This window comes from Microbispora cellulosiformans, from assembly GCF_008728085.1.
In the GTDB taxonomy this organism is placed as follows: domain Bacteria; phylum Actinomycetota; class Actinomycetes; order Streptosporangiales; family Streptosporangiaceae; genus Microbispora; species Microbispora amethystogenes.
In genome coordinates this window covers 139,938-165,706 of record NZ_VYTZ01000015.1, presented here as the reverse complement: position 1 = coordinate 165,706, position 25,769 = coordinate 139,938, and the positions used below count along the sequence as shown (strand labels likewise).

Below are 25,769 nucleotides of genomic sequence, written 5' to 3'. Positions count from 1 at the left end.
ATGACTCCGGACAGGGGGACGTTCACCTACCGCGGGCCGTCCGGGCGGCGCCCTGGACGCGCCGGGGGGCACCGCTAGTTCGTCCCGAGATACCTGTTCAGCTCCTCCCGATATTTCCTGAACTCCATCTCTTTGTCAGTGAATTTGGTGATTTTACGACGGGGATCGGTGGTCACGAACCAGTACCAGGCCCCTTCGGCGGGGTGGAGCGTCGCCAGCAGCGCGCTCTCCCCCGGGTTGCCGATGGGTCCGGGTGGCAGCCCGGGGCGCGCGTAGGTGTTGTACGGGGAGCCGTTGCGCGTGTCCTCGGCGGTGACCTTCAGGGTGTGCCGGTTCAACGCGTAGTTGACCGTGCTGTCCATCTCCAGCTTCGCGCCCCGCGCCAAGCGGTTGTACACCACTCTGGCGATCTTGGGGTAATCGGCCGGGACGCCGCCCTCGGCCTGCACGATACTCGCGACCGTCACCGCCTGCCGGGGAGTGAGGTTCAGGCGCGGCGCCAGATCCTCCAGGCCCACCTTCTTCGCGGCGAGGCGGAACCGCGCCACCATCTTCCTGAGCATGTCGCCGGCCGTCGCCCCCGGCTCCACCTCGTACGTGGCCGGGAACAGGAACCCCTCGGCCTCGCCCTCGGCGTACGCGGGCAGGCGCAGGCGCCGGGGCTCTCCGGCGGCCTCGGTGAAGTCCGCCAGCGGGATGCCCGTCCCCTTCGCGAGAACGCGCAGCACCTCCCCCATGCGCAGCCCTTCGGGCACGGTGACCCTGCGCACCACCCGGCTCGCGGGCGCCAGGAGCATGTCGAGGGCGGCGGAGGCCGACATGCGCCGCCGCAGGACGTAGCGGCCCGGGTGCAGGCCGCTCTCCTTGGAGCGGCTGATCACCTGCTCCACGAACGACTGGGCGCTGGCGACGACGCCGGCCTTCGCCAGCGTCCGGCCGACCTCGCCGGCGCTGGTTCCCGGCGTGATCTCGATCGTCACCGTCCCCGAACCGCCGCCGGAGTAGTCGGGCGGACTGCCGGGCTGGCCGACGACCGCGTGCACGCCGTACGCCACCGCCGCCGCGACCAGGGCGAACCCTCCGCCGGCGACGAGCGCCGCCCGCCTCACCGGGCGGTCCCGCCGCTCGCTTCCTCACCCGGCCCCGCGGAGGGGCCCGGTGGTCCGAGAGGTCTGCCGGGGGGATTGCCGGTGGCCCGCTCGCCGTCGAGCGCGGCCTGCAGCAGCAGGACGGCCGCCGCCTGGTCGATCACGTCACGCTGGTCGCGGGCCTTCACGCCGCTGGAGCGCAGCCGCTGCTGGGCGCCCACGGTCGTGAGCCGCTCGTCCACGAGCCGGATCGGGACCGGCGCGACGCTGCGGGCCAGCCGCGCGGCGAACGCCCGCGCGGCCTCCGCGGCGTGGCTCTCGCGGCCCGACAGCGACGTGGGCAGGCCGACGACGACCTCGATCGCCTCGTGCTCGGCCGCGATCTCGGCGATCCTCGCGAGGTCGCCCCGGCCGCGCCGTACGGTCTCCACCGGCGTGGCCAGCAGGCCCGAGGGGTCGCTGCGGGCCACGCCGACGCGGACGGAGCCGACGTCGACCCCGATCCTGACGCCATGTCTCATCGGCGGATCAGGCCACCGCGGAGGAGATGGCCTCCTCGACCGCGCGAAGCGCGTCACCGATCGCCTCTGGCCGGGTGCCACCACCCTGCGCCACGTCGTCCTTGCCGCCACCGCCACCCCCGAGAGCCTTGGCGGCGACGCCGACGAGACGGCCCGCCTTCAGGCCACGCTCGCGTCCCGCCTCGCTGACCGCGGCGACGACGACCGGCCGGTCGGAGGGGACGCCGGAGACGACGACGACCGCGGCGCGGTCGCCAGGGAACCTGCCGCGCACATCGAGGGCGAGTTTACGCAGGTCGTCGGCGGAGGTGCCATCAGGCGCGCGGTGCGTGACCACCGAGACGCCCTGGATGTCGCGGGCCTGCGCCGCCAGCTCTCCCGCCACCGCGAGCACCTGGGCCGAGCGCAGCCTCTCCAGCTCCTTCTCAGCCGTGCGCAGCCGGGTCACGATGCCCTCGATCCGCTCGGGCAGCTCCTCGCGGCGGGTCTTGAGCTGCTCGCTCAGCTGCGCGACGAGCACGCTCTCCCGGGCGAGGAACCGGAACGCGTCGAGGCCGACGAGCGCCTCGACCCGGCGCACGCCCGCGCCGATGGACGACTCGCCCAGCACCTTCACCAGGCCGAGCTGGCCGGAGCTGGCCACGTGGGTGCCGCCGCACAGCTCGCGGGAGTAGTCGCCGACCTCGACCACCCGGACCTCGTCGCCGTACTTCTCGCCGAACAGGGCGAGTGCGCCCATCGCGCGGGCCTGGGCCTGGCTGGTGTAGAACGCGTTGACCTTGAGGTCGCCGATCAGGACCGCGTTGACCTCGTCCTCGACGTCGCGCAGCATCGACGCCGGCACCGCGCCCGCCGCGGTGAAGTCGAAGCGGAAGCGTCCCGGGGAGTTCTCCGAGCCCGCCTGGGCCGCCGACTCGCCGAGGGCGTTGCGGAACCCGCGGTGGACCAGGTGGGTCGCCGTGTGGCTGCGGGAGATCGCCCGGCGCCGCTCGAGGTCGATGTCCGCCTGCGCCTGGTCGCCGACCCGCACCTCGCCCGTGCGCACCTTGCCGCGGTGCACGACCAGGCCCGGCACCGGCGACTGGACGTCCACGATCTCGATCTCGGCGCCGCCGGTGCGGATCAGGCCCTGGTCGGCGAGCTGGCCGCCGCCCTCCGCGTAGAACGGAGTGCGGTCGAGCACGACCTCCAGGGTCGTCCCCGCGCCGGCCGCCGGGACCGACGCGCCGTCGACGAGCAGGCCGATCACGTTGGCCTCGGAGGTGGTGTGGTCGTAGCCGAGGAAGTCGACCTTCCCGGCCTTCTCCAGGATCGTCGTGAAGACGGAGATGTCGGCGTTGCCGGTCTTCTTCGCCGCGGCGTCGGCCTTGGCGCGGTCCCGCTGCTCCTTCATGAGCCGGCGGAAGCCCTCCTCGTCCACCTGGAGGCCCTGCTCCGCCGCCATCTCCAGGGTGAGGTCGATCGGGAAGCCGTAGGTGTCGTGAAGCTGGAACGCCTGCTCGCCGCCGAGCGTGCCGCCGCCCTTGCGCCTGGTCTCCTCCACCGCGACGTCGAAGATCGCCGTACCGGTGCGGAGCGTGCCGAGGAACGACGCCTCCTCGGCGTCGATCACGGTGTGGATGTTCGCTGCGTCGGCCTTGAGCTCGGGGTACTGCTGGCCCATGGCGTCGATCGTGACGGCGGTGAGCGCGTGCATGTGCCGCTCCTCGCCCGCGCCGAGCAGGCGGAGGTTGCGGATCGCGCGGCGCAGCATGCGGCGCAGCACGTAGCCGCGGCCCTCGTTGGACGGCAGCACGCCGTCGCCGACGAGCATGACGCCCGCCCGCATGTGGTCGGCGATCACCCGCAGCGAGACGTCCGCCCGCTTGTCGCGCCCGTAGCGCGAGCGGGTGAGCTCGGCCGCCGTGTCGAGGACCTTGTACGTGGTGTCGATCTCGTAGATGTTGTCGACGCCCTGCAGGATCGCGGCCATGCGCTCCAGGCCCATGCCGGTGTCGATGTTCTTGGCCGGCAGCTCGCCCGCCACGTCGAAGTCGATCTTGGTGCGGACCTGGCTGAGCTGGAACTGCATGAAGACGAGGTTCCAGACCTCGAGGAAGCGGTTCTCGTCGGCGATCGGGCCGCCCTCGCGGCCGTACTCGGGGCCGCGGTCGTAGTAGATCTCCGAGCAGGGCCCGCCGGGGCCGGGCACGCCCATGTGCCAGTAGTTGTCGGCGAGGTCGCGGCGCTGGATGCGGTCGAGCGGCAGCCCCACCTTGCGGTGCCAGATGTCCTGGGCCTCGTCGTCGTCCAGGTAGACGGTCGCCCACAGGCGGTCCTCGGGGAAGCCGAAGCCGCCCTCGGACTCGGGCCGGGTCAGCAGCTCCCAGGCGAACGGGATCGCCTGCTCCTTGAAGTAGTCGCCGAAGGAGAAGTTGCCGAGCATCTGGAAGAAGCTGGCGTGGCGGGTGGTCTTGCCGACCTCGTCGATGTCGAGGGTGCGCATGACCTTCTGGGCGCTGGTCGCCCGCCGGAACGGCGGCGTCTGCTGCGCCAGGAAGTAGGGCTTGAACGGGACCATCCCCGCGTTCACCAGAAGCAGCGTCGGGTCCTCGGCGACCAGGCTGGCCGAGGGCACGACTGTGTGCCCGCGCTCCTCGAAGAAGCGCAGGAAGCGGCGCGCGATCTCTGCCGACTCCATTTCAGCGGCCATCCTTTACGTCGTAGATTCTGTTGTTGCCGGTAGTGGTGTCATCAACGGTGTCCAGCCCGAGCTCGGCCCGCAACTGGGTTTCCCTGCTCGCCGACAGGTGGCGCACCTCGCCGGCGAAGTCCCTGAGCTGGTCCGCGAGGGCCGCCGCGCGGCCGGCGGTGCGCCTGGCCACGTGGTCGGGCCGCAATGACTGAAGCTTACGCATGGCCCAGACCGCGAGGTACGCGCCGAGGGACATGTAGAAGAGACGGCGGATCATCCGCGCCCCCTTCCGATGGCACGCGGCTCGGCCACGCGCTCGGCGGTGTGCCGCTCCCTGATCCTGTCACCGGTGCGGGGACCGCCGCGGGCGACCCTCCGGGCCGGGGCCCTGCGGGCCGCGCGGCGGGCCAGCGCGAGGCGGAAGCCGTCGCGGAAGGCGGCGATCTTGAGCACCGGGCCGGCGAACAGCGTGGACGCCACCCCGGTGATCCTCACCATGTTGCCGCTGACGTCGCGCATGTTGTCCGAGATCGTCTCGGCCGCGACCAGCCGCCGGTTCGCCTCGGTGACGGTATGGCTCATGTCGTCGAGGAGCGGCCCCAGGCGGTCGCTCAGCTCGGCCACCGACCTGCGGGTCTCGGTCAGCAGTCTGGCCAGCCTGACCAGCACGACGACCATGAAGCAGACCAGGATCGCCCAGAAAATGGCGACCACGAGGCCCGCCAGCTCTCCCGCGGTAAGCATGTGCCGATCTCCCTGGATCACCGGAGCTGGAATGGCAAGACCCTATCGCGAACGCCCTGCCCGCCGTTCCGCAGCGCACACGCGGCGCGCCCCCGTACCCGCCGGGGCACGCACCGCCGGAGGGTGCCCGTTGAACGCTCAGCCTCCGCGCAGGAAGGCCCGGATCTTCGCCCAGCGCTCGGCGAACCGCGCCTCGGCGCCGTGGGAGGTCGGTTCGTAGTAGCGGCGCTCCCGCAGTTCCTCCGGCGCGTAGTCCTGGCGGACGAGGCCGTGCTCGAAGTCGTGCGGATACTGGTAGCCCTTGCCGTGGCCGAGCTTCCGCGCGCCGGGGTAGTGGGCGTCGCGCAGGTGGCCGGGGACCCGGCCGACCAGGCCGCGCCGCACGTCGTCGGAGGCACTGCCGATGGCCTTGACGACCGCGTTGGACTTGGGCGCCAGCGCGCAGTGGATGACGGCCTGCGCGAGGTTGATCCTGCCCTCGGGCAGGCCGATGAAGTCCACCGCCTGGGCGGCGGCCACCGCGACCTGCAGGCACGTCGGGTCGGCCATCCCCACGTCCTCGCTCGCGAAGATCACGATCCGGCGGGCGATGAACCGGGGGTCCTCCCCCGCCTCGACCATCCGGGCCAGGTAGTGCAGGGCCGCGTCGGCGTCCGAGCCGCGCATGCTCTTGATGAACGCGCTGGTCACGTCGTAGTGCTGGTCGCCCTGCCGGTCGTAGCGCACGGCGGCCTTGTCCACGGCCCGCTCGACGACCTCGATCGTGACCTCGGGCGTGGCCTCCGGGGCGGCGTCCGGAGGAGCGTCGCCGACCAGCATCGCCGCCGCCTCCAGGTAGGTCAGCGAGCGCCGCGCGTCGCCGCCGGCCAGCCGTACGAGCTGGTCGAGGGCGTCGGGCCGCACCGCGACCCGACCGCCGAGGCCGCGCGGGTCGGTCACCGCGCGCTCCAGCACGGCGCGCACGTCGTCGTCGGCCAGCGGTTCGAGGGTGAGCAGCAGCGAGCGGGACAGCAGCGGCGAGATGACCGAGAAGAAGGGGTTCTCGGTGGTCGCGCCGATGAACGTCACCCAGCGGTTCTCCACCGCCGGCAGCAGCGCGTCCTGCTGCGCCTTGTTGAAGCGGTGGACCTCGTCGACGAACAGCACGGTCTGCCTGCCGGTCATGCCGAGGTCGCGGCGGGCCTGGTCGATGGCGGCGCGCACGTCCTTGACCCCGGCCGAGACGGCCGAGACCTCGACGAACCTCCGCTTGGTCGCGCCCGCGACGACGTAGGCCAGCGTGGTCTTGCCGGTGCCGGGCGGCCCCCACAGGAAGAGCGACATCGGGGCGTCGCTCTCCACCAGGCGGCGCAGCGGGGTGCCGGGGCCGAGCAGGTGCCGCTGGCCGATCACCTCCTCCAGCGAGCGCGGACGCATCCGCACGGCGAGCGGCTCCTGGCCGCGGTGCGCCTCCTCGGCCGCCGAGTCGAACAGGCTCTCCACGCCGCCGACACTACCGTCAGTCGCCCCACACGGCCGTCGCGCCGGTGTGCCCGGTGCGTACGGCGTAGTAGCCGACGGCCACGGCGAGGATCACGGCGAGGCCCGAGAGGACCAGGACGACCGTGCGCGGGCCCGTCCCCTCCGGGGCCCGGCGTGCCCGGGTGAGCCACACCAGCGCCAGGGCGACGACGGTCAGCAGCGCGGTCACCGGCAGGAGGGTCTCGGCGAGCCCCGAGTGGACCTCGATCGCCTCGGGGGTCCCGCCCTGGAACATCCGGTGCTCCAGCTGCTCCCCGCTCTCCTTCGCCGCGAACACCGAGACGAGCGCCGCCAGCGCCGTCGCCACCAGCGCCCAGTCGAGCCGGTGCCGCACGCGGGGCAGGACGGCGTACGCGATCGACAGCGCGGCGAGCAGCGGCGCGAAGATCACCGCGGCGTGGACGACGAGGGCGTGGACGGGGAGTCCGAAGATCTGGTCGAACATCGTGGTCGTCACTCCTGAGACGAGGGGGCCGGGCGCGTGGTCCGGGTTTGGTTCGTCAGGAGGTTCTCAGGCAGTTCTGAGAGCTAGATGAGCGCAAACACCGGTGATACCCATGCGACGCCTGTTTTACACGAACCCGACGGGATCGCGGATAGAGTGACCCAGCGTCATAACAAAAGGGGAAATGGAAGGCATAGCGGTGACCGACACTGATCGGCAGAAGCAGCCGGCTTCGCGCGTGAGCACGACCGGGCGCACCATCACTCTCCGCGGTCGCCTGGGGAGCACCCTCGGCGCCGGGCTGGGGGTTCTCGCGCTCGTGGGCGGCCTGGCGGCCTGCAGTGACGGCTCGGCCAAGGACGCGGCCGGGGCGACCCCCTCGGCCTCCGCCTCGGCGGGCCCGTCGACGGGCCCCTCCGCGGTCCCGTCCGAGTTGCCGGCGGCGACGCCGTCCGCCAAGCCCGACGACCTGCGTCAGGTCAGCTGTGAGTATCGCAAGGACGACACGGGCAGCCCGGCGAAGTTCGTGGGCTTCCCGCCCAAGAAGCTGAACAGGGCGGTCATCAAGGCGTCCAAGATGATGATCAAGACCAACCTGGGGAACATCGTCATCGACCTGGCCACCGGCGACGCGCCGTGCACGGTGAACTCGTTCGCCTTCCTGGCGAAGAAGAACTTCTTCGACAACACCGTCTGCCACCGTCTCACGACGGTCGAGACGAACGGCCTCGGCCTCCTGCAGTGCGGGGACCCGCAGGCCAAGGGGGACGGCGAGAACCCGACCGACGGCACCGGCGGGCCGGGCTACCTGTTCGACGACGAGAACCTCGGGCCGCAGTACAGCCGTGGCGTGGTCTTCATGGCCCAGCCGGGTGACGCGTCGAACTCCAACGGCAGCCAGTTCGTCATCTCCTACACGGACGAGAACGCGCAGCTGCCCCAGTCGTACACGCCGTTCGGCATCGTCAGCAAGGGCCTGGACATCGTCGACAAGATCGCCAAGGGTGGTGTCAACACGGCCAAGGACGGCGTCGACATCACCAGTGACGACGGCGGCTCCAACGCCCCCAAGATCAAGGTCCGTATCAAGGACGTCGTCGTGTCCTGATCCGGCCGGATCGGAAACGGCCCGCGATCTCGTGATCGCGGGCCGTTCTCGTGCCGGCGGGGCGGAGCCGCCGGCTCCGGTGCTGGTGCCCCTCCCGCCAATTTTTGCCCCGGGCAAACCTTGGCGGTCACGGCACTAGACGGTCACGAGCGGGGAGCCGCGTCGGCGCCGGGCCTGTCGCCCTTCGGCGCGGCGTCCACGCCGGCCTCCCTGCGCTGCTCCACCGTGATCGGGCTGGGCGCGCCGGTCAGCGGGTCGTACCCGGAGGCCGTCTTCGGGAAGGCGATCACGTCGCGGATCGACTCGCCGCCCGCCAGCAGCATGCAGACCCGGTCCCAGCCGTAGGCGATGCCGCCGTGCGGCGGCGGGCCGTACTTGAACGCCTCCAGCAGCCAGCCGAACTTGCTCTCGGCCTCCTCCTTGGAGATGCCGAGCACGTCGAAGACGCGCTGCTGCATCTCGGCCCGGTGGATACGGATCGAGCCGCCGCCGATCTCCATGCCGTTGCAGACCATGTCGTAGGCGTAGGCGAGCGCCTCGCCGGGGTGGTCCTGGAAGCTGTCGGCCCACTCCGGCTTGGGCCCGGTGAACGGGTGGTGGACCGGGGTCCAGCCGCCCTCGCCGCCCTTCTCGTCGGACACGGGCTCGAACATCGGCGCGTCCACGATCCACAGGAACGCCCACTGCGACTCGTCGATCAGGCCGCAGCGGCGGCCGATCTCCAGGCGGGCCGCGCCGAGCAGGTCGCGGGAGGCCGCGGGCGCGCCCGCGGCGAAGAAGATCGCGTCGCCCGGCCGGGCCCCGGTCTGCCCGGCGAGGCCGGCCAGCTCGGTCTCCGAGAGGTTCTTCGCCACCGGGCCGCCGAGGGCGCCGTCCTCCTGCACCAGCACGTACGCCAGGCCGCGCGCCCCGCGCGACTTGGCCCACTCCTGCCAGGCGTCCAGCTCCCTGCGGGTCTGCGAGGCGCCGCCGGGCATCACGACCGCCCCCACGTACGGCGCCTGGAAGACCCGGAACGTGGTGTCCGCGAAGTAGCCGGTGAGGTCGGTCAGCTCGACCCCGAAGCGCAGGTCGGGCTTGTCCGAGCCGTACCGCGCCATCGCCTCGGCGTACGTCATCCGGGGCAGCGGGACGGGCAGCTCGTAGCCGAGCGTCTCCTTCCAGATGCGCCCGATGAGGGCCTCGCCCAGGGCGATCACGTCGTCCTGGTCGACGAACGACATCTCGATGTCGATCTGGGTGAACTCCGGCTGCCGGTCGGCCCGCAGGTCCTCGTCGCGGAAGCACCGGGCGAGCTGGTAGTAGCGCTCCAGGCCGGAGACCATGAGGAGCTGCTTGAACAGCTGCGGCGACTGCGGCAGGGCGTACCAGCTGCCCGGCTGGAGCCGCACGGGCACCAGGAAGTCGCGGGCGCCCTCGGGCGTGGAGCGGGTCAGGGCGGGCGTCTCGACGTAGACGAACCCGTGCTCGCGCATGACCTCGTTGGCGAGGTAGGTCGCCTGCGACCGGACGCGCAGCGCGTGCGCGATCTGCTGGCGGCGGATGTCGAGGTAGCGGTACCTCAGCCGCGCCTCCTCCGACACGCCGGAGCCGCCCTCGATCGGGAACGGCAGCGGCGCGGACTCGCTCAGCACCTCCACCTCGGAGGCGACGACCTCGATCTCACCTGTGGGCAGATCGGGGTTCTCGTTGCCCTCCGGGCGTGTGCGGACCTCTCCCGTGATCTTCACGCAGTACTCCGCGCGCAGGTCGTGGGCATGGTCCTCCTCGCGGAAGACCACCTGGGCGGAGCCGGAGGCGTCGCGCAGGTCGATGAACACGACGCCGCCGTGGTCACGCCGGCGCGCCACCCATCCGGCCAGCGTCACCTTGTGGCCCGCGTGCTCCCTGCGGAGCGTGCCTGCCTCGTGGGTGCGGATCACGAGTCTTTCCCCTTCAAGAACTCGACGACCTCCGCGAGCGGGACCGCGGTCTGGTCGCCTGTTGCCAAATCCTTCACCTGCGCGGTTCCCGCCTCGATGTCCCGGTCGCCGAGGATGAGCGCGTAGCGCGCGCCGCTGCGGTCGGCGGCCTTCATCGCGCCCTTCACGCCCCGGCCGCCGAACGCCATGTCGGTGGCGAGACCGGCCCGGCGCAGCTCGCCGACCAGCGGGAAGATCCGCCGCCTCGCCTCCTCGCCGAGCGGGACGGCGAACACGCCGAGGGCGCGCGGCCGCTCGGTCAGCAGCCCCTCCGCCTCCATCGCGAGCACCGTGCGGTCGACCCCGAGGGCCCAGCCGACGCTCGGCAGCGCGGGGCCGCCGATCTGCTCGCTCAGGCCGTCGTAACGCCCTCCCCCGCCGACCGCGGACTGCGCGCCCAGCCCGTCGTGCAGGAACTCGAAGGTCGTACGGGTGTAGTAGTCGAGGCCGCGGACGAGCCGGGGGTCGTCCTCGTAGGCCACTCCGGCGGCCGTCAGCAGCCCCCGGACCTCCTCGTGGTAGGCCTTGCAGGCCCCGCACAGGTGGTCGGTGACCAGCGGCGCGCCCGTGAGCTGCGCCCGCACCTCGGGGCGCTTGTCGTCGAGCACGCGCAGCGGGTTGATCTCGATCCGGTTGCGGGTGGCCTCGTCGAGGTCGAGCCCGCGCAGGAAGTCCTGCAGCGCGGCGCGGTAGGCGGGGCGGCACTCCTTGCAGCCCAGCGAGTTGAGCAGCAGCCGGACCCGGCGCAGGCCGAGCGAGGCGTAGCCGTCCATCGCCAGCACGATCAGCTCGGCGTCGAGCGCCGGGTCCTCCGATCCCAGCGCCTCGGCGCCCACCTGGGAGAAGTGGCGGTAGCGGCCGGCCTGGGCCCGCTCGTAGCGGAAGTAGCTGCCGGAGTACCAGAGCTTGATCGGCAGCGGGCCGCCGTACAGGCCGTGTTCGAGCACGGCGCGCATCACGCTCGCCGTGCCCTCCGGGCGCAGCGTCAGCGACTGGCCGCCCCGGCTGGTGAACGTGTACATCTCCTTGGTGACGATGTCGGTCGACTCGCCGACGCCGCGGGAGAACAGCGCGGTGTCCTCGAAGGCCGGCGTCTCGATGTAGCCGTAGCCGGCGCGGCGGGCCGGCGCGGACAGCGCGTCCCGCACGGTGAGAGCCCATTCCGAGCGCGGGGGCATCCAGTCGAAGGTGCCCTTAGGCGCCTGAAACGTCATCACAATCCCCTGGTCGGGCCTGCGGGCGGCGCGACGTCCCCGAGGAAGGGGTTGGTCGCGCGCTCGCGGCCGATTGTCGTCTGAGGTCCGTGGCCGGGCAGGACCATCGTCTCGTCCGGCAGCGTCAGCGTCTTGGCGAGGCTGCGCAGCATGGCGGCGTGGTCGCCGCCGGGCAGGTCCGTGCGGCCGATGGAGCCGGCGAAGAGCAGGTCGCCCGCGAACAGGACCTGGATGTCCTCGGCGGGTGCCCGGAACGTCACCGACCCCCTGGTATGGCCGGGCCGGTGCTCGACCGTCAGCTCCAGGCCCGCCAGGCTCAGCACGGCGCCGTCGGACAGCTCGCGCACGTCGTCGGGCTCGGAAAGTTTCAGGCCGCCGAACACCCCACCGGCCTGCGGCGGAAATCCCTTCGCCGGGTCCGACAGCAGGTCGCGGTCGTCCGGATGGATCCACGCGGGCACGTCGCGGGCGCCGCACACCGGGGCCACGGACCACACGTGGTCGATGTGGCCGTGGGTGAGCAGCACCGCGACCGGCTTCAGCCGGTGCTCGCCGAGCAGCGCGTCGAGGTCCCCGACAGCGTCCTGACCTGGGTCGATGACCACGCACTCCTCGCCTGCTGCGGGAGCGACGACGTAACAGTTGGTCTGGAACGACCCTGCGGGAAACCCGGCGACGAGCACGGAAGCGGCCTCTGCGTCTCTACGGATCAATCAAGGATTGCGCGAGCGAATGTAACCGAAGGGTACCGGTGCGGGTCGGCAGGCTGCGAACCGATACCCGTCAGCCGATACGATTCGCCCACCTCAATAGTCATTCTTGGAGCAGTCGAGCCGGATGCTATAGAACGGGCCACCGCTCCGGAGGACCCCTCCGGAGCGGGCAGTCATCCGGGCGCGACCGCGTCCGGGCGCACGACCATGGGAAACACGACGAGTCGGGAGGTCGAAGTGGTCACCGGCAAGGACCGGCAGAAGCAGCTGGCCCGGGAGCACTACCAGCGGCAGATGCAGACGCGCGTGGAGCGCGAGCAGAAGGCGCGGCGCAACGCGATCATCGGCACCACCACGGCGGTGGTGGTCGTTATCGGCGGCGTCGTGGCGGCGACGACCCTCCTCGGCGGTGACGACAAAGCCGATCCCGCCGCCTCCGCCGCGCCGAGCGCCAGCGCTCTCGCGAACGACCCGAAGCCGTACGATCCGGCCACCGGCACCTGCGGGTACGTGGCCGACAAGGGCAGCGGCCAGGTCAAGGACGTCGGCGTGCCGCCGGAGAAGGTGAGCACGGCCCCGGCGACGATGACCATCAGGACCAATCTCGGTCCCATCGTCGCCACGCTCGACAGCGCCAAGGCGCCGTGCACGGTCAACTCGTTCAAGTACCTGGCGTCGAAGGACTACTTCGACGACACCAGGTGCCACCGGATGGGCACGGACTTCCCGATCCTGCAGTGCGGCGACCCGCTGGCCAAGGCGGACGGGAAGAACCCGACCGACGGCCAGGGCGGTCCCGGCTACCGCTTCGCCAACGAGAACCTGGCGGGCGCCAAGTACACGCGCGGCGTGCTCGCGATGGCGAACAGCGGGCCGAACACCAACGGCAGCCAGTTCTTCATCGTCTTCGGGGACACCGGGCTGTCGCCCGACTACACGCCTTTCGGTACCGTGACCACAGGACTCGAAATCCTGGACAAGGTGGCCAAGAAGGGCGTGATCGCCGGTGCCACCGGCGACGGCACCGGTGCCCCGAAGCAGCCCGTAGTCATCAAAGACGTGACAATCACCAGCAAGAGCTGACGTAATACAACCAAGGGCACATCGGGCCCTGGAGGCTGATTCAAGTGCGGGAGGACACGGTGAGCACCGACCCGTGGGGCCGGGTAGACGAGGACGGCACCGTCTACGTGCGTACGGCTGAGGGAGAACGGGCCGTCGGGTCCTGGCAGGCCGGAGAGCCGGAGGAGGCGCTGGCCTATTACCGCCGCAAGTTCGACGAGCTGGCCGGCCAGGTCCAGCTGCTGGAGCAGCGGGTGCGGGGCACCGACCTCGCCCCCGCCCAGGCCGAGTCGAGCATCGCCAAGCTGCGGGAGTCGGTCGCCGAGGCGCACGCCGTCGGCGACCTGGCCTCGCTGGACGACCGGCTCACGGCGCTGAGCGAGCTCGTCGGCAAGCGGCGCGAGGAGCTGCGGGCGGCCCGTGACCAGGCCCGGGTGCACGCCCGGGAGGTCAAGGAGCGCATCGTCGCCGAGGCCGAGCGCATCGCCGAGGAGACGACCCACTGGAAGTCCGGCGGTGAGCGGCTGCGGCAGCTCGTCGAGGAGTGGAAGGCGGCCGAGCGGGTCGACCGGGCCACCGAGGCGGCGCTGTGGAAGCGGCTGTCCACGGCCCGTACGGCCTTCGCCAAGCGGCGCAAGGCGTACTTCTCCTCCCTGGACGAGCAGCGCGACGCGGTGCGGGGCGCCAAGGAGCGCATCGTGAACGAGGCCGAGGCGCTGGCCGGCTCGACGGAGTGGAACGCCACCGCGGCGGCCTACCGGGAGCTGATGAGCCAGTGGAAGGCCGCGGGCCGGGCCTCCCGGGAGGCCGAGGACGAGCTGTGGACGCGCTTCAAGGCCGCCCAGGACGAGTTCTTCCACGCCCGCTCCGCGGTGTTCGCCGAGCGGGACGCCTCGTTCGCGGCCAACGCGGAGGTCAAGGAGGGGCTGCTGACCGAGGCCGAGCGGCTGCTCCCGGTCGGCGACGCGCGCGCGGCGCGGTCGGCGCTGCGCGGCATCCTGGAGCGGTGGGAGGCGGCCGGCCCGGTGCCGCGCGACCAGCGCGACCGCCTGGAGGGCGGGCTGCGCAAGGTCGACGAGGCCGTCCGCAGGGCCGAGGAGAACGAGTGGAAGCGCTCGAACCCCGAGGCCAGGGCGCGCGCCCAGGACACCGTCAACCAGCTCCGCAGGTCCATCGAGCAGCTGGAGACCCGGCTGTCGAAGGCCCAGACGGCGGGCCGGGACAAGGACGTCAAGGAGGCCGAGGAGGCCCTGGCCGCCCGCCGCTCCTGGCTGGAGGAGGCCGAGCGCACGCTCGCCGAGTTCTCCTGACCCTGCCCGCTTCTCCCGGCACTCTCCTCCCCGGCGTGGCCGCACGGCCCGCCGGGGACGGCGGCGGTCGTCAGTTGGTCACGCGGTAGACGTCGTAGACGCCGGCGATGCCCCGCACCGCCTTGAGCACGTGCCCCAGGTGCTTGGGATCGCCCATCTCGAAGGTGAACTTGCTGATGGCGACCCTGTCCCTGCTGGTCGCGACCGAGGCGGACAGGATGTTCACATGCTGGTCCGACAGGGTCCGCGTGACATCCGACAGCAGGCGGGGCCGGTCGAGCGCCTCCACCTGGATCGCGACGAGGAAGACCGAGTCGTCCCCGGGCGACCAGGCGACCTCCACCAGCCGGTCGGGGACGGCGCTGAGCTGCTCGACGTTCGGGCAGTTCGCCCGGTGCACCGACACGCCGTGCCCGCGGGTGACGAACCCGACGATGTCGTCCCCCGGCACCGGGGTGCAGCAACGCGACAGGCGCACCCACACGTCGGGGTCGCCCGCCACCATCACCCCCGCGTTCGAGCCGGCCCTCGGCCTGCCCTTGAGCCGTGTCGGGACCTGGGCCTCGGCGATGTCCTCCTCGGCCCCCTCGACGCCTCCCAGGGCCTGCACGAGCTTGTCCACGACCGACTGGGCGGCGACGTGCCCCTCGCCCACCGCGGCGTACAGGGCGGAGACGTCGGCGTAGCGCAGGTCGCGGGCGAGCGCCAGCAGCGCCTCCCCGGACATCAGCCGCTGCAGCGGCAGGCCCTGCTTGCGCATGGCCCGCCCGATCGCCTCCTTGCCCGCCTCGATGGCGGTCTCGCGGCGCTCCTTGGTGAACCACTGGCGGATCTTGTTGCGGGCCCGGCCGCTCTTGACGAACTTGAGCCAGTCCCGCGACGGGCCCGCGTCCGGCGACTTCGAGGTGAAGATCTCGACGGTGTCGCCGTTGCCGAGACGGGACTCCAGCGGGACCAGCCGGCCGTTCACCCGCGCGCCGATGCACCGGTGGCCGACCTCCGTGTGCACCGCGTACGCGAAGTCGACCGGGGTGGCGCCCTCGGGCAGGGCGATCACCTGGCCGCGCGGGGTGAAGACGAACACCTCGGAGACCGACAGGTCGAAGCGCAGCGACTCCAGGAACTCGCCGGGGTCGGAGGTCTCCTTCTGCCAGTCGAGGAGCTGGCGCAGCCAGGCCATGTCGCCGACCTGCTTGACCTTCCCGGGGCCCGCCCCGATCATCTCCTCCTTGTACTTCCAGTGCGCCGCCACGCCGTACTCGGCGCGGTTGTGCATCGCCCGCGTGCGGATCTGCAGCTCGATGGCCTTGCCGTCGGGTCCCATGACCGTCGTGTGCAGCGACTGGTACATGTTGAACTTCGGCATGGCGATGTAGTCCTTGAACCGCCCCGGCACCGGCTTCCACTGGGCGTGGATCGTTCCGAGCGCGGCGTAGCAGTCGCGGACCGTGTCGACCAGCACGCGGATGCCCACCAGGTCGTAGATGTCGTCGAAGGCCACGGCCTTGGCGATCATCTTCTGGTAGATCGAGTAGTAGTGCTTGGGCCGCCCCCGGACGGTCGCCTTGATCTTCGCCTCGCGCAGGTCGGCGGAGACCTTCTCGATCACCTCGTGCAGGTACAGGTCGCGGCGCGGCGCCCGCTCCGACACCATGCGGGCGATCTCGTCGTACCGCTTGGGGTAGAGCATGGCGAACGCGAGGTCCTCCAGCTCCCACTTGATGGTGTTCATGCCGAGCCGGTGCGCCAGCGGCGCGAAGATCTCCAGCGTCTCGCGCGACTTCTGCTGGCGCTTGTGCTCGGGCATGTAGCGCATGGTGCGCATGTTGTGCAGCCGGTCGGCGAGCTTGATCACCAGCACGCGGATGTCGCGCGACATCGCGACGACCATCTTGCGCACGGTCTCGGCCTGCGCCGCGTCGCCGAACTTCACCTTGTCGAGCTTGGTCACCCCGTCGACGAGCAGCGCGATGTTGTCGCCGAAGTCGGCTCGTAACTCGTCGAGGCTGTAGGCGGTGTCCTCGACGGTGTCGTGCAGCAGGGCCGCGCACAGCGTCTCGTCGTCGGTGCCGAGCTCCGCGAGGATCGTCGCCACCGCGAGCGGGTGCGTGATGTACGGATCGCCGCTCTTCCGCTTCTGGTCGCGGTGGTGATAGGCGGCGACGTCGTACGCGCGCTCGATCAGCCGCAGGTCGGCCTTGGGATGGGTGGCACGGACCGTCTTGAAGAGCGGTTCCAACACCGGATTCATAGCACCCCACTGCCCCCCGAAACGGGCGAGCCTACGTCGCGTGGCCGGCGACGCCGGCTTGTCCTCAGGGCCCGCCGCGGGGTCGCGCGCCTCCTCGGGGGGCACGTCGGTGACGGGCTCGGGGACGTCGCGGGGCGTCTCACCGCGATCGACCCGCGCGTCGTCGGGCACGACCACATCACGGGGCACACAGACTCCTCACGTCGAGTCCAGATTCCACAGTGTATCCGTGCTGCCACAGCGCTCTCGGCCGCGTGCCCCTTTTCGCCCGGTTCACTCAGACGGTGAGCAGGGTGCGCACCTCCAGCCCGGGCAGCCGGTCACGGCCGGAGAGGAAGGACAGCTCCATCAGGAAGGAGACCGCCACCACCTGCGCGCCGGTCCGCCTGACCAGCTCCACGGCGGCCCGGGCGGTGCCGCCCGTGGCGAGGACGTCGTCCACGATCAGCACGCGGTCGCCGGACTCGAAGGCGTCGGCGTGGACCTCGATCGTCGCGGAGCCGTACTCCAGATCATAGGACGCCTCGTACGTCTCCGAGGGCAGTTTGCCCTCTTTGCGCACTGGTACGAATCCCGCGCCGCTGCGGTAGGCCACCGGGGCGGCGAGGATGAACCCGCGGGCCTCGATGCCGACCACCTTGTCGAACGCGAGTCCTTCGCCGAGTTCGTCCACGACCTGCGTGAAGGCCGCGTGGTCCGCCAGCAGCGGGGTGATGTCCTTGAAGAGGATGCCCGGCTTGGGGTAGTCGGGGACATCCCTGATGAGTGCCGTCCAGTCAGTCACGACGTTCACCCTAACGGCGCGACCGCCGAGGTCCGCCGCGGAGATCGGCGGGAGGGGCCTCGGCCTTCTTTCCGGGCCGGCTCGCGGACCCGCTCCTGAAGGGCTCTGGCGCACGTGAAGGCGCCCCCGGAACCCGTGCGGGTTCCGGGGGCGCCTCCGTGGTGTGCGCGTCCGGCGAGCGCTCAGCGCTTCTTGCGCTTGTCGTCGGCCGGGGTCGTGCCCTGCGAGCCGGCCGAGACCGGCTCCTTGACCGTACGGGAGGCCTTGGCGGTGGAGACCTCCTTGGCGTGCACCCGCTTGGCGAGCGCCTGCCACTTGGGCTCCCGCTCCTTGAGCGTGACCAGGATCGGCGTCGCCACGCACAGGGACGAGTAGGTGCCGACGATCATGCCGACGAACAGGGCCAGCGACAGGTCCTTCAGCGTGCCCGCGCCGAGCAGCGTGGTGCCGATGAACAGGATCGCCGCCACCGGCAGGATCGCCACCAGCGAGGTGTTCAGCGACCGGATCAGCGTATGGCTGAGCGCGTTGTTGGCGGCCTGCGTGTAGGTCATCTTCGCGCTCGTGCCGAGCTTGCCGGTGACCTCCTTGATCATGTCGAAGACGACGACCGCGTCGTACAACGAGTAACCGAGGATGGTGAGGAAGCCGAGCATGGTCGCCGGGGTGACCTCGAAGCCCGACCAGGCGTAGACGCCCGCCGTGATGACGAGGTCGTGCACGAGGGCGACGATCGCCGCGAGGGCCATCCGCCACTCGAACGCCACGGACAGGTACAGCATGATCGCGATCATGAAGACCGCGAGGCCGATCCAGGCCTTCTGGGAGACCTCGCCTCCCCAGGTCGCGCCGATGACCTGCGAGCTGACCTGGCTCTCCGGGACGCCGTACTTCTGGGCGACCGTCTGCTGGACCTTGGTCACCTCCTCGGCCTCGAGGCTCTCGGTGGTGACCCGCCAGTTCGGACCGGCCTGCTGGACGATGACCTGGTGGGGCCCGGCCTCCGCGACGGTCTCCCGGACCTGCTCGATGCTGGAGCCGGGCGTGCGGGCGAAGTCGAAGACCGAGCCGCCACGGAACTCCACGCCCAGGTTCAGCCCCTGGTTGACGATGAGGCCCAGGATCGAGAGGGCCAGCAGGAGCGCCGACAGGCCGTACCAGGTCTTGCGCTTGCCGACGAAGTCGATGTCGATGTCGCCGCGGTAGAGGCGGCTGATCACTCCCGGCATCACGCCTCCTGCAGGGTCTGCTCGGCGCGGCCGGTGCGGCCCATGCGCTCCGCGTCGAGTCCGGACAGCTTGTGGCCCTTGGCGAAGAACCTCATCCGCGCCACGAGGGACATCAGCGGCTTGGTGAAGAGGAACACGACGACGACGTCGATGAGCGTCGTCAGGCCCATCGCGAAGGCGAAGCCGGCCACGTCGCCGACCGCGAGGAAGTAGAGCACCACCGCGGCGATGAACATGACGGCGTCGGCCACCAGGATGGTGCGCCGGGCGCGCCGCCAGGCCACCTCGACCGCCGAGCGCAGCGTACGGCGGCCTTCCTTGATCTCGTCGCGGATCCGCTCGAAGTAGACGATGAACGAGTCGGCCGTGATGCCGATGGAGACCACCAGGCCGATGATGTGCGGCAGCGAGAGCCGGAAGCCCGCGTTGTGGCTCAGCACGTCGACGGTCAGGAACGTGACGACCGCCGCCACGCACAGGCTGGCCATGCCGATGAGCCCGAGGCCGCGGTAGTAGAGCAGCAGGTAGAGCATGACGATGATCAGCCCGATGGCGCCGGAGATGAGGCCGCCGTGGAGCTGGTCCTGGCCGAGGGTCGAGGAGACCGACACGACCGAGCTCTGCCGGAACTTCAGCGGCAGCGCGCCGTACTTGAGCTGGTCGGCGAGGTCGGTGGCCGTCACCTGGGTGAAGCTGCCGGAGATGCGGGCGCTACCGCCGGGGATGGCCTCCTCGATCGTCGGAGCGACGATGACGACGCCGTCCAGCACGTTGGCGAGCTGGTTGCGCGGGGCCGGCAGGCTGGTGATGCGCCGGGTGATGTCGGCGAACTGCGTGGCGCCCTTCGACTTGAAGTTCACCTGGACGATCCACTCACCGGTGGTGGGGTCGGTCCCCGCCTGGGCGCCGCTGATCTCGGTGCCCTGCACGGCGGCCTTGTCCAGGATGTAGCGGGCCGAGCCGTCGTCGCTGCAGGCGACGATCTGCTTGTTCGGGTCGTCGATGGCGCCCTGGCCGCGGTCCTTCGCGCTGCAGTCGATGTTGCGGAACTCGGTGAGCAGCGCCTGGTCGATGCCGCTCGTGTCCTGGCCCGCCAGCGGGTCGTTCGCGTCCTCGGGCGCGGCGCTCGACGACGGCGCGGCGGAGGCGGAGGCCGAGGGAGAGGCCTTCGCGGCACGGCCGCCGGACGTCGTGGCCCGCTTGGTGCCGCTCGGCTCCGGCGTCGGCGCGGTCAGCGCCTTCGACAGCGCCCGGCCCGCCGGCGTGGCGTTCCCGTTCGGGGCCGCGCTGGCCTTGGCCGTCGAGGCCACGCCGGGGGAGGCCGCCGGGGTCGCCGCGGCCGAGCCGCTCGCGGTCGGCGCGGCGGTGGACGGCTGGACCGGCGGCGCCTTGGCCGCGGCCACCGCGAGCACCTGCCGCATGCGCAGTTCGGCCGTGGTGGACACCAGCTTGAGCGCCTCGTCCCGGCCCGCGCCCGGGATCTGGATCACGATGTTGTCGTTCGACTTCGCGACCTGGGCGTCGGAGATGCCGGTGCCGTTGACGCGCTGCCGGATGATCGTCACCGCGCGGTCGAGGCTCTCCTGCGAGGGAGCCTTCCCGTTCGCCGTCACCGGCGAGAGGGTCACCGTGGTGCCGCCCGCGAGGTCGAGGCCGAACTTGGGGACGAACGCCTTCTGAAGGGCGACCGTCGCGCCCATGACAATGATGAGCACGAGGAGCAGCAGGAGTGTGCGTCCCGGCTTGCTCTGGCTACTGGTCGGTGGGGCCACTGGAGGTCAGTTCTTTCGTCGAAAGGTTGCGATCAGCCTACTCAGGACTGCTTGGTGCTCGTATCGTCGCCGTTCCCCGTGTCGGGACCACCGGTCACGGTCTCCTCGGTCTCCACGCCGGTCACGTCGTCCACGGGAGTGAGCACGCGGCCGATCGCGCCCTTGACCCAGCGGGTCTCGACGCCGGGCGCGAGTTCGAGCACGACGTCGTCGTCCTCCAGGGCGACGACCGTCGCGAACAGGCCTGTCGTGGTCATGACCCGGACGCCCGGGGTGAGGGAGTTCTGCATCTGGACCTGCTCCTGCTGCCGCTTGCGCTGCGGGCGGATCAACAGGAAGTAGAAAACCACTACCAGCAAGATCAGTGGCAGGAACGTCCCAAGCGGGTTGTTACCCACGGGGGCCACCCTTCCGTAACGTGATGAACCGGCCTGACGCCGGAGGTCTGGTGCGCTGCGACACGCGGGCCACCGCGACGCTGCTCGCGCCGGCGTGAGCGGCCAGTCAAGCCACGCAGTGTATGCGAGCCCGCCGAAGCCCGGCAACGAACCCACGGCTCGGCGAGCAGGAAAGTTCCCGTTTCATGGGCTTCGCAATCGGTCTGTTACCTCTTTGCCCCGGTTTCCGCTTCAGGAGAGCGCCCGGGGAGTGCCCGGGGAACGCCCGGAGGGCGCTTCCCGGTGACGCGCGGTCAGCCCTCGAAGAGCGTGGGGGCGACGGGCGAGCCGAAGCTGTCAGGAGGCGGAGTCAGACCGAGGTGCGCCCAGGCGGAGGCGGTGGCGACCCGGCCGCGCGGCGTGCGGGCCAGCAGGCCCTGCCGCACCAGGAAGGGCTCGGCCACGACCTCGACGGTCTCCGGCTCCTCCCCCACCGCGACCGCGAGCGTCGACAGGCCCACCGGCCCGCCGCCGAACTTGCGCAGCAGCGCGTCGAGCACCGCCCGGTCGAGCCGGTCGAGGCCCTGCGCGTCCACCTCGTACAGGTTGAGCGCCGCCGCCGCGATCTCCCTGGTGACCACGCCCTCCGCGCGGACCTCGGCGAAGTCGCGCACGCGCCTGAGCAGGCGGTTGGCGATGCGGGGCGTGCCGCGCGAGCGGCGGGCGATCTCCAGGGCGCTGTCGTCGGGCAGCTCCACCGACAGCAGGCGGGCCGAGCGCCGCAGCACCAGCTCCAGCTCCGCCACCTCGTAGAAGTCCATGTGGGCGGTGAAGCCGAACCTGTCGCGCAGCGGCGCGGGCAGCAGGCCCGCCCGGGTGGTGGCCCCGACCAGCGTGAACGGGGCGATGTCGAGGGGGATCGAGGTGGCTCCGGGGCCCTTGCCGACGACGATGTCGACCCGGAAGTCCTCCATCGCGAGGTAGAGCATCTCCTCGGCGGGCCGGGACATCCGGTGGATCTCGTCGATGAACAGGACCTCGCCCTCCGTCAGCGTGGACAGGATCGCGGCGAGGTCGCCCGCGCGCTCCAGCGCGGGGCCCGAGGTCATCCGCAGCGGCGCGCCCAGCTCCGCCGCGATGATCATGGCGAGTGTGGTCTTGCCCAGGCCGGGGCCGCCGCTCATCAGGACGTGGTCGGGCGGCCGGTTGCGGCGCAGCGCGCTCTCCAGGACCAGCGAGAGCTGCTCGCGTACGCGGCCCTGCCCGATGAACTCGTCGAGCCGCCTCGGACGCAGCGCGGCCTCGATCGCCTGCTCGTCGCCCTCGGGCTCGGGCGACACGAGATCCCGCTCCACACTCACTCGGCACCATCCGCTCGGCCTGCCGGGAACCATCCGCTTCCCGGTGAATCTTTCATCGAACCGCCCGGCCCTCGCGCATCCCCCGGCCCGCCTCGCGCCTCCCTAGCCCGCCTCCCGAGTCCGGCCGCCGGACCCGATGCCGGGCCGGTCGCCGCGTCGGGCCCGCCTCTTCCGTGACCGCCGATGCTCACCGGACGCCCGATGCTCACCGGACGCTCAGGGCGCGCAGGGCCGACTTCAGCAACGCGGCCACCTGCGGGGCGCGACCGGCCGCGACCTCCGCGTCGGCCTCCGGGGCCACCGCCGCGACCGCCTCGTCGGCGTCCCTGGCCGAGTAGCCGAGGCCGACCAGGCCGGAATGCACCTGGTCGCGCCAGGCGGGACGGGCGCCGCCGTTCAGCGCCGCGTCGACGGCCTGCGCGGGCGCGCCGAGCTTGTCCTTCAGTTCCAGCACGATGCGCTGGGCGCCCTTCTGCCCGATACCGGGCACCATCGTCAGGGCCTTGAGATCGGCGCTCGCCACCGCCATCCGCAGCGCGTTGGGCGCGTGCACGGCGAGCATGGCGAGGGCGAGGCGCGGCCCGACCCCGCTGGCCGTCTGCAGCAGTTCGAAGACGGCGCGCTCGTCGTCGGAGGCGAAGCCGTACAGCGTCAGCGAGTCCTCGCGCACCACGAGCGAGGTGGACAGCCGGGCGGGCTCGCCGGCGCGCAGCCCGGCCAGGGTCCCCGGGGCACAGTGGACGAGCACTCCGACCCCGCCGACCTCGACCACGGCGCTGTCGGCGCCGACCGCCGTCACCTGCCCCGCAACGGATGCGATCACCGCGTGCTCCCTCCCCGGCCCTGCCACCCGGCCGCGACCGCGCCGGGCCTCCCAGTCCTACCAGAGCCTCGGCGGCCTGCGTACGGGGTCACGCGTCCTCCCGGCGTGCGGGGGCCGGTCGCGGGGCGGAGCGGGCGCGGGCCAGGGCGTCGGCCAGGCGGTGCTGTACGCCGCCGCGCCAGACGTGGCAGATGGCCAGGGCGAGCGCGTCGGCCGCGTCCGCGGGCTTCGGCATGGCGTCGAGCCGCAGCAGCCGGGTGACCATGGTGCCCACCTGCTTCTTGTCGGCGTTGCCGTGGCCAGTGATGGCGGCCTTGACCTCGCTCGGCGTGTGCAGGGCGACCGGCAGCCCGCGCCGGGCCGCGCAGACGATCGCGACGGCCGACGCCTGCGCCGTCCCCATGACCGTGCGCACGTTGTGCTGGGCGAACACCCGCTCGACGGCGACCGCGTCCGGTTTCAGCTCGTCGAGCCATCGCTCGATCTCGGCCTCGATGACGACCAGCCGGGCGCCGATGTCGTCGTCGGCAGGAGTCCGCACGACCCCGACCGACACCAGGCTCAGCGGCGCGCCGGGCCTGCCCTCCACGGCGCCGAGGCCGCACCGCGTCAGCCCCGGGTCCACCCCCATCACCCGTACGTGGGGCAATCGCACCGGCTCGCCTCTCCGCCGAACATCAGTTCGGTCGGTCACTCTACCGCGATCACCGGCGGTGCGGGGCGCGACGCGGCGTCAGAACGCGTCGATCATGTAGGCGGCGCAGGCGAAGGCGGCGTCCAGCGCGTCGTCGGTCTCGGGGGAACCACCCGTCAGCCTGCCCGAGCGCCGCAGCGTGGCCGTGGGCACCCCGGCGAAGAGCGCGGACGCGCCGCCGATCGTCAGCCGCGTCACCTCCCCCGGGCCGGAGCCCGGCCCGGTGCCCGGCTCGGTGCCCGGCGCCGTACGTGACGCCGGGTCCGACCGCGTCACGGAGCCGGAGCCGCCCGCCACGCGGAGCGTCCACGATCCCGTGTTGCCGGGGCGCAGCCGGTCGGTCACCTCGACAACGGTCTCCAGCGCGACCCCGGCGGGGAAGCCGCGTCCCGCGACCGCGGCGGGCAGGTCGATCACCCGGAGCATCCACCGGCGCACCGTGACGTCGTCGTCCGACCGCTCGCGCAGCAGCCAGAGCACGGGGTCGGCAGGGTCGACGCAGGCGTGCACCGACTTCGCGACGGAGGAGGCGCTGCCGACCAGCGACCACAGCGCCCTGGCCGTCGCCTCCGAGCCCGCCACCAGGTTGTCGACCTCGATGTCGCCGTCGCTCCAGCGGTAGAGGACGAACCCGTCGCCTGCGAGGTAGCAGTAGTCGTCCTCGTCGGCGAGCCACAGCCGCCAGGTGCGCTCGTCGTAGGACATCGGGCCGCTCGCGCGGGTGGCGGCGTAGAGCCTGCCGATCAGGGCCACCAGTTCGGCCGCGTCTCCGGGGCCGGCCCGGCGCAGCTCCCCCGCGCCACCGTGACCACCGGTGCTGCCGAGGGTGCGCAGCGCTTCGGCGGGCAGCGTGATCCTCGTCATGCCGCCGGCGTGCTCGTAGCCCACGCTCCGGTAGAGCGGGGTGGTCGCCGGATAGAGCGCCGACACCACGTGGCCGAGCGCGGCACAGCGCTCGACGGCCGCCTCCATGAGCGCGCGGCCCACTCCCCTGCCGCGGTCCTCGGGTGCGACGGTCACGCTGGCCACGCCGCCCATCGACAGCGGCCGGCCGTGCCACCACTGGACGTACGGGTTGATCCTGGCCGCGCCGGCGAGCCTGGACCCGTCGAAGGCGCCCAGGTAACGCCCCTCCGGCAGCATCGGGGAGACCAGCTCGCGCCAGGTCCGCGCGCCTTCGGCGGACAGCGGGCCGAAGGCGCGTCTCCGGATGTCGAGCGCGGCGTCGAGGTCGCCGGCGGTGAGGTCGCGGATGTCCACGACGCGTCAACCTATGCCGATCGCGGTACGGCGGGCCAGCGGTTTTCCGTCAAGCCCGATCAGCCGGCCCCGATCGGGCGATCCCGATCGGGCGGGCCGGGTCAGACGTCCAGCTTCTCCATGACGTCGTCGCTGACGTCGAAGTTCGCCCAGACGTTCTGCACGTCGTCGCTGTCCTCCAGCGCGTCGATGAGCTTGAAGACCTTGCGGGCGCCGTCCTCGTCCAGCGGGACGTTGAGGGTCGGCATGAAGCTCATCTCGGCCGACTCGTAGTCGATGCCGGCGTCCTGCAGCGCCTTGCGCACGGGGATCAGGTCGGAGGCCTCGGAGACCACCTCGAAGTTGTCACCGAGGTCGTTGACCTCCTCGGCACCCGCGTCGAGGACGGCCATGAGAACGTCGTCCTCGCTCAGCGATCCCTTGGGGACGAGCACGACGCCCTTGCGGTTGAACATGTACGATACCGAGCCGGGGTCGGCGAGCGAGCCGCCGTTGCGGGTCAGCGCCACGCGCACCTCGGACGCCGCGCGGTTGCGGTTGTCGGTGAGGCACTCGATGAGAACCGCGACACCGCCCGGGGCGTAGCCCTCGTACATGATGGTCTGCCAGTCGGCGCCGCCGGCCTCAAGGCCGCCGCCGCGCTTGCGGGCCCGCTCGATGTTGTCGATCGGGACCGAGTTCTTCCTGGCCTTGGTGATGGCGTCGTACAGCGTCGGGTTGCCGTCCGGATCGGGCCCGCCGGTCCTGGCCGCGACCTCGACGTTCTTGATGAGCTTGGCGAACAGCTTGCCGCGCTTGGAGTCCAGCGCCGCCTTCTTGTGCTTCGTCGTCGCCCATTTGGAGTGGCCGGACATCGC

Annotated in this window: 23 protein-coding genes; 3 read left to right on the top strand and 20 right to left on the bottom strand. The window is 71.6% G+C overall.

Translation table 11 applies throughout. From position 1 onward, the window contains the following. Positions 1-74: 74 nt before the first annotated feature. The 7 genes from mltG to F5972_RS30965 all read right to left on the bottom strand — a co-directional run bounded on the left by mltG (position 75) and on the right by F5972_RS30965 (position 7,005). A complete protein-coding gene (mltG, locus tag F5972_RS30995) occupies positions 75-1,109 on the bottom strand; it encodes an endolytic transglycosylase MltG (protein ID WP_150938646.1) in 1,035 nt (344 codons plus the stop codon). After that, positions 1,106-1,609, bottom strand: coding sequence for a Holliday junction resolvase RuvX (gene ruvX / locus F5972_RS30990; protein ID WP_150938644.1), 504 nt, complete (start codon positions 1,607-1,609; stop codon positions 1,106-1,108). The genes mltG and ruvX overlap by 4 nt, the downstream gene beginning before the upstream one ends. Before the next feature lie 7 nt (positions 1,610-1,616). Further along, positions 1,617-4,289 carry an alanine--tRNA ligase gene (alaS, locus tag F5972_RS30985; RefSeq protein WP_150938721.1) on the bottom strand — a complete coding sequence of 891 codons (2,673 nt, stop codon included), beginning with the start codon at positions 4,287-4,289 and terminating at the stop codon, positions 1,617-1,619. A gap of 1 nt (position 4,290) precedes the next feature. Beyond that, entirely contained in the window at positions 4,291-4,560 is a 270-nt protein-coding gene (locus tag F5972_RS30980) for a hypothetical protein (RefSeq protein WP_150938642.1), read from the bottom strand. Continuing rightward, the gene (locus F5972_RS30975; protein WP_150938640.1) at positions 4,557-5,027 is read right to left on the bottom strand and encodes a DUF948 domain-containing protein; all 471 of its coding nucleotides are present in this window, start codon (positions 5,025-5,027) and stop codon (positions 4,557-4,559) included. Before F5972_RS30975 ends, F5972_RS30980 begins: the two co-directional genes overlap by 4 nt. A 138-nt stretch (positions 5,028-5,165) precedes the next feature. Then, a complete protein-coding gene (locus tag F5972_RS30970; RefSeq protein ID WP_150938638.1) occupies positions 5,166-6,509 on the bottom strand; it encodes a replication-associated recombination protein A in 1,344 nt (447 codons plus the stop codon). Between the two features lie 16 nt (positions 6,510-6,525). Further along, complete coding sequence (locus F5972_RS30965; protein ID WP_150938636.1) at positions 6,526-7,005, bottom strand: DUF2231 domain-containing protein; 480 nt, start codon at positions 7,003-7,005, stop codon at positions 6,526-6,528. Between the two features lie 226 nt (positions 7,006-7,231). On the opposite strand from F5972_RS30965, the gene F5972_RS30960 reads away from it, so the two are divergent. Beyond that, positions 7,232-8,101, top strand: coding sequence for a peptidylprolyl isomerase (locus F5972_RS30960; protein ID WP_225312048.1), 870 nt, complete (start codon positions 7,232-7,234; stop codon positions 8,099-8,101). 143 nt (positions 8,102-8,244) lie between these two features. On the opposite strand, the gene aspS is transcribed toward F5972_RS30960, so the two are convergent. From aspS to F5972_RS30945, 3 genes are read right to left on the bottom strand one after another with little or no spacing between them, the layout of a single operon-like run. Beyond that, a complete protein-coding gene (gene aspS / locus F5972_RS30955; protein ID WP_150938632.1) occupies positions 8,245-10,023 on the bottom strand; it encodes an aspartate--tRNA ligase in 1,779 nt (592 codons plus the stop codon). Beyond that, the gene (gene hisS, locus F5972_RS30950) at positions 10,020-11,276 is read right to left on the bottom strand and encodes a histidine--tRNA ligase (protein WP_150938630.1); all 1,257 of its coding nucleotides are present in this window, start codon (positions 11,274-11,276) and stop codon (positions 10,020-10,022) included. The genes aspS and hisS overlap by 4 nt, the downstream gene beginning before the upstream one ends. Then, positions 11,276-11,959: an MBL fold metallo-hydrolase gene (locus F5972_RS30945; RefSeq protein ID WP_150938719.1), complete on the bottom strand. Its 684-nt coding sequence runs from the start codon at positions 11,957-11,959 to the stop codon at positions 11,276-11,278. The genes hisS and F5972_RS30945 overlap by 1 nt, the downstream gene beginning before the upstream one ends. A 237-nt stretch (positions 11,960-12,196) precedes the next feature. On the opposite strand from F5972_RS30945, the gene F5972_RS30940 reads away from it, so the two are divergent. Further along, complete coding sequence (locus tag F5972_RS30940) at positions 12,197-13,072, top strand: peptidylprolyl isomerase (protein ID WP_150938628.1); 876 nt, start codon at positions 12,197-12,199, stop codon at positions 13,070-13,072. Positions 13,073-13,131: 59 nt separating this feature from the next. After that, entirely contained in the window at positions 13,132-14,361 is a 1,230-nt protein-coding gene (locus tag F5972_RS30935; protein WP_150938625.1) for a DUF349 domain-containing protein, read from the top strand. Positions 14,362-14,431: 70 nt separating this feature from the next. Here F5972_RS30935 and F5972_RS30930 read toward each other — a convergent pair whose 3' ends face one another. From F5972_RS30930 to F5972_RS30885, 10 genes are all read right to left on the bottom strand, one after another. Beyond that, entirely contained in the window at positions 14,432-16,612 is a 2,181-nt protein-coding gene (locus tag F5972_RS30930; protein WP_150938717.1) for a RelA/SpoT family protein, read from the bottom strand. A 277-nt stretch (positions 16,613-16,889) separates the two neighbouring features. Continuing rightward, positions 16,890-17,396 (bottom strand): adenine phosphoribosyltransferase, encoded by a 507-nt coding sequence (locus tag F5972_RS30925; RefSeq protein ID WP_150938623.1) that lies wholly within the window; start codon positions 17,394-17,396, stop codon positions 16,890-16,892. A 182-nt stretch (positions 17,397-17,578) separates the two neighbouring features. Beyond that, entirely contained in the window at positions 17,579-18,625 is a 1,047-nt protein-coding gene (secF, locus tag F5972_RS30920; protein WP_150938621.1) for a protein translocase subunit SecF, read from the bottom strand. Continuing rightward, positions 18,625-20,340 carry a protein translocase subunit SecD gene (gene secD / locus F5972_RS30915; RefSeq protein ID WP_318527647.1) on the bottom strand — a complete coding sequence of 572 codons (1,716 nt, stop codon included), beginning with the start codon at positions 20,338-20,340 and terminating at the stop codon, positions 18,625-18,627. Before secD ends, secF begins: the two co-directional genes overlap by 1 nt. 98 nt (positions 20,341-20,438) lie before the next feature. Continuing rightward, a complete protein-coding gene (gene yajC / locus F5972_RS30910; protein ID WP_150938620.1) occupies positions 20,439-20,795 on the bottom strand; it encodes a preprotein translocase subunit YajC in 357 nt (118 codons plus the stop codon). A 293-nt stretch (positions 20,796-21,088) separates the two neighbouring features. Next, positions 21,089-22,135 carry a Holliday junction branch migration DNA helicase RuvB gene (gene ruvB, locus F5972_RS30905; protein WP_225312047.1) on the bottom strand — a complete coding sequence of 349 codons (1,047 nt, stop codon included), beginning with the start codon at positions 22,133-22,135 and terminating at the stop codon, positions 21,089-21,091. A gap of 205 nt (positions 22,136-22,340) precedes the next feature. Continuing rightward, the gene (gene ruvA / locus F5972_RS30900; protein ID WP_150938616.1) at positions 22,341-22,958 is read right to left on the bottom strand and encodes a Holliday junction branch migration protein RuvA; all 618 of its coding nucleotides are present in this window, start codon (positions 22,956-22,958) and stop codon (positions 22,341-22,343) included. Between the two features lie 88 nt (positions 22,959-23,046). Then, positions 23,047-23,589, bottom strand: a complete 543-nt coding sequence (ruvC, locus tag F5972_RS30895) for a crossover junction endodeoxyribonuclease RuvC (protein ID WP_150938713.1) — start codon at positions 23,587-23,589, stop codon at positions 23,047-23,049. Between the two features lie 102 nt (positions 23,590-23,691). Then, entirely contained in the window at positions 23,692-24,912 is a 1,221-nt protein-coding gene (locus F5972_RS30890; protein WP_150938614.1) for a GNAT family N-acetyltransferase, read from the bottom strand. Positions 24,913-25,013: 101 nt separating this feature from the next. Then, on the bottom strand, positions 25,014-25,766 hold the full coding sequence (locus tag F5972_RS30885; protein ID WP_117408942.1) for a YebC/PmpR family DNA-binding transcriptional regulator: 753 nt from the start codon (positions 25,764-25,766) through the stop codon (positions 25,014-25,016). Between the last annotated feature and the right edge of the window lie 3 nt (positions 25,767-25,769).

Coding starts and splice junctions, on each gene's coding strand:
- ruvX (WP_150938644.1), bottom strand. CDS start 1,609: ATGAGACATGGCGTCAGGATCGGGGTCGACGTCGGCTCCGTCCGCGTC.
- alaS (WP_150938721.1), bottom strand. CDS start 4,289: ATGGAGTCGGCAGAGATCGCGCGCCGCTTCCTGCGCTTCTTCGAGGAG.
- F5972_RS30980 (WP_150938642.1), bottom strand. CDS start 4,560: ATGATCCGCCGTCTCTTCTACATGTCCCTCGGCGCGTACCTCGCGGTC.
- F5972_RS30975 (WP_150938640.1), bottom strand. CDS start 5,027: ATGCTTACCGCGGGAGAGCTGGCGGGCCTCGTGGTCGCCATTTTCTGG.
- hisS (WP_150938630.1), bottom strand. CDS start 11,276: ATGACGTTTCAGGCGCCTAAGGGCACCTTCGACTGGATGCCCCCGCGC.
- F5972_RS30940 (WP_150938628.1), top strand. CDS start 12,197: ATGGGAAACACGACGAGTCGGGAGGTCGAAGTGGTCACCGGCAAGGAC.
- F5972_RS30930 (WP_150938717.1), bottom strand. CDS start 16,612: ATGAATCCGGTGTTGGAACCGCTCTTCAAGACGGTCCGTGCCACCCAT.
- secF (WP_150938621.1), bottom strand. CDS start 18,625: ATGCCGGGAGTGATCAGCCGCCTCTACCGCGGCGACATCGACATCGAC.
- ruvC (WP_150938713.1), bottom strand. CDS start 23,589: ATGGGGGTGGACCCGGGGCTGACGCGGTGCGGCCTCGGCGCCGTGGAG.
- F5972_RS30885 (WP_117408942.1), bottom strand. CDS start 25,766: ATGTCCGGCCACTCCAAATGGGCGACGACGAAGCACAAGAAGGCGGCG.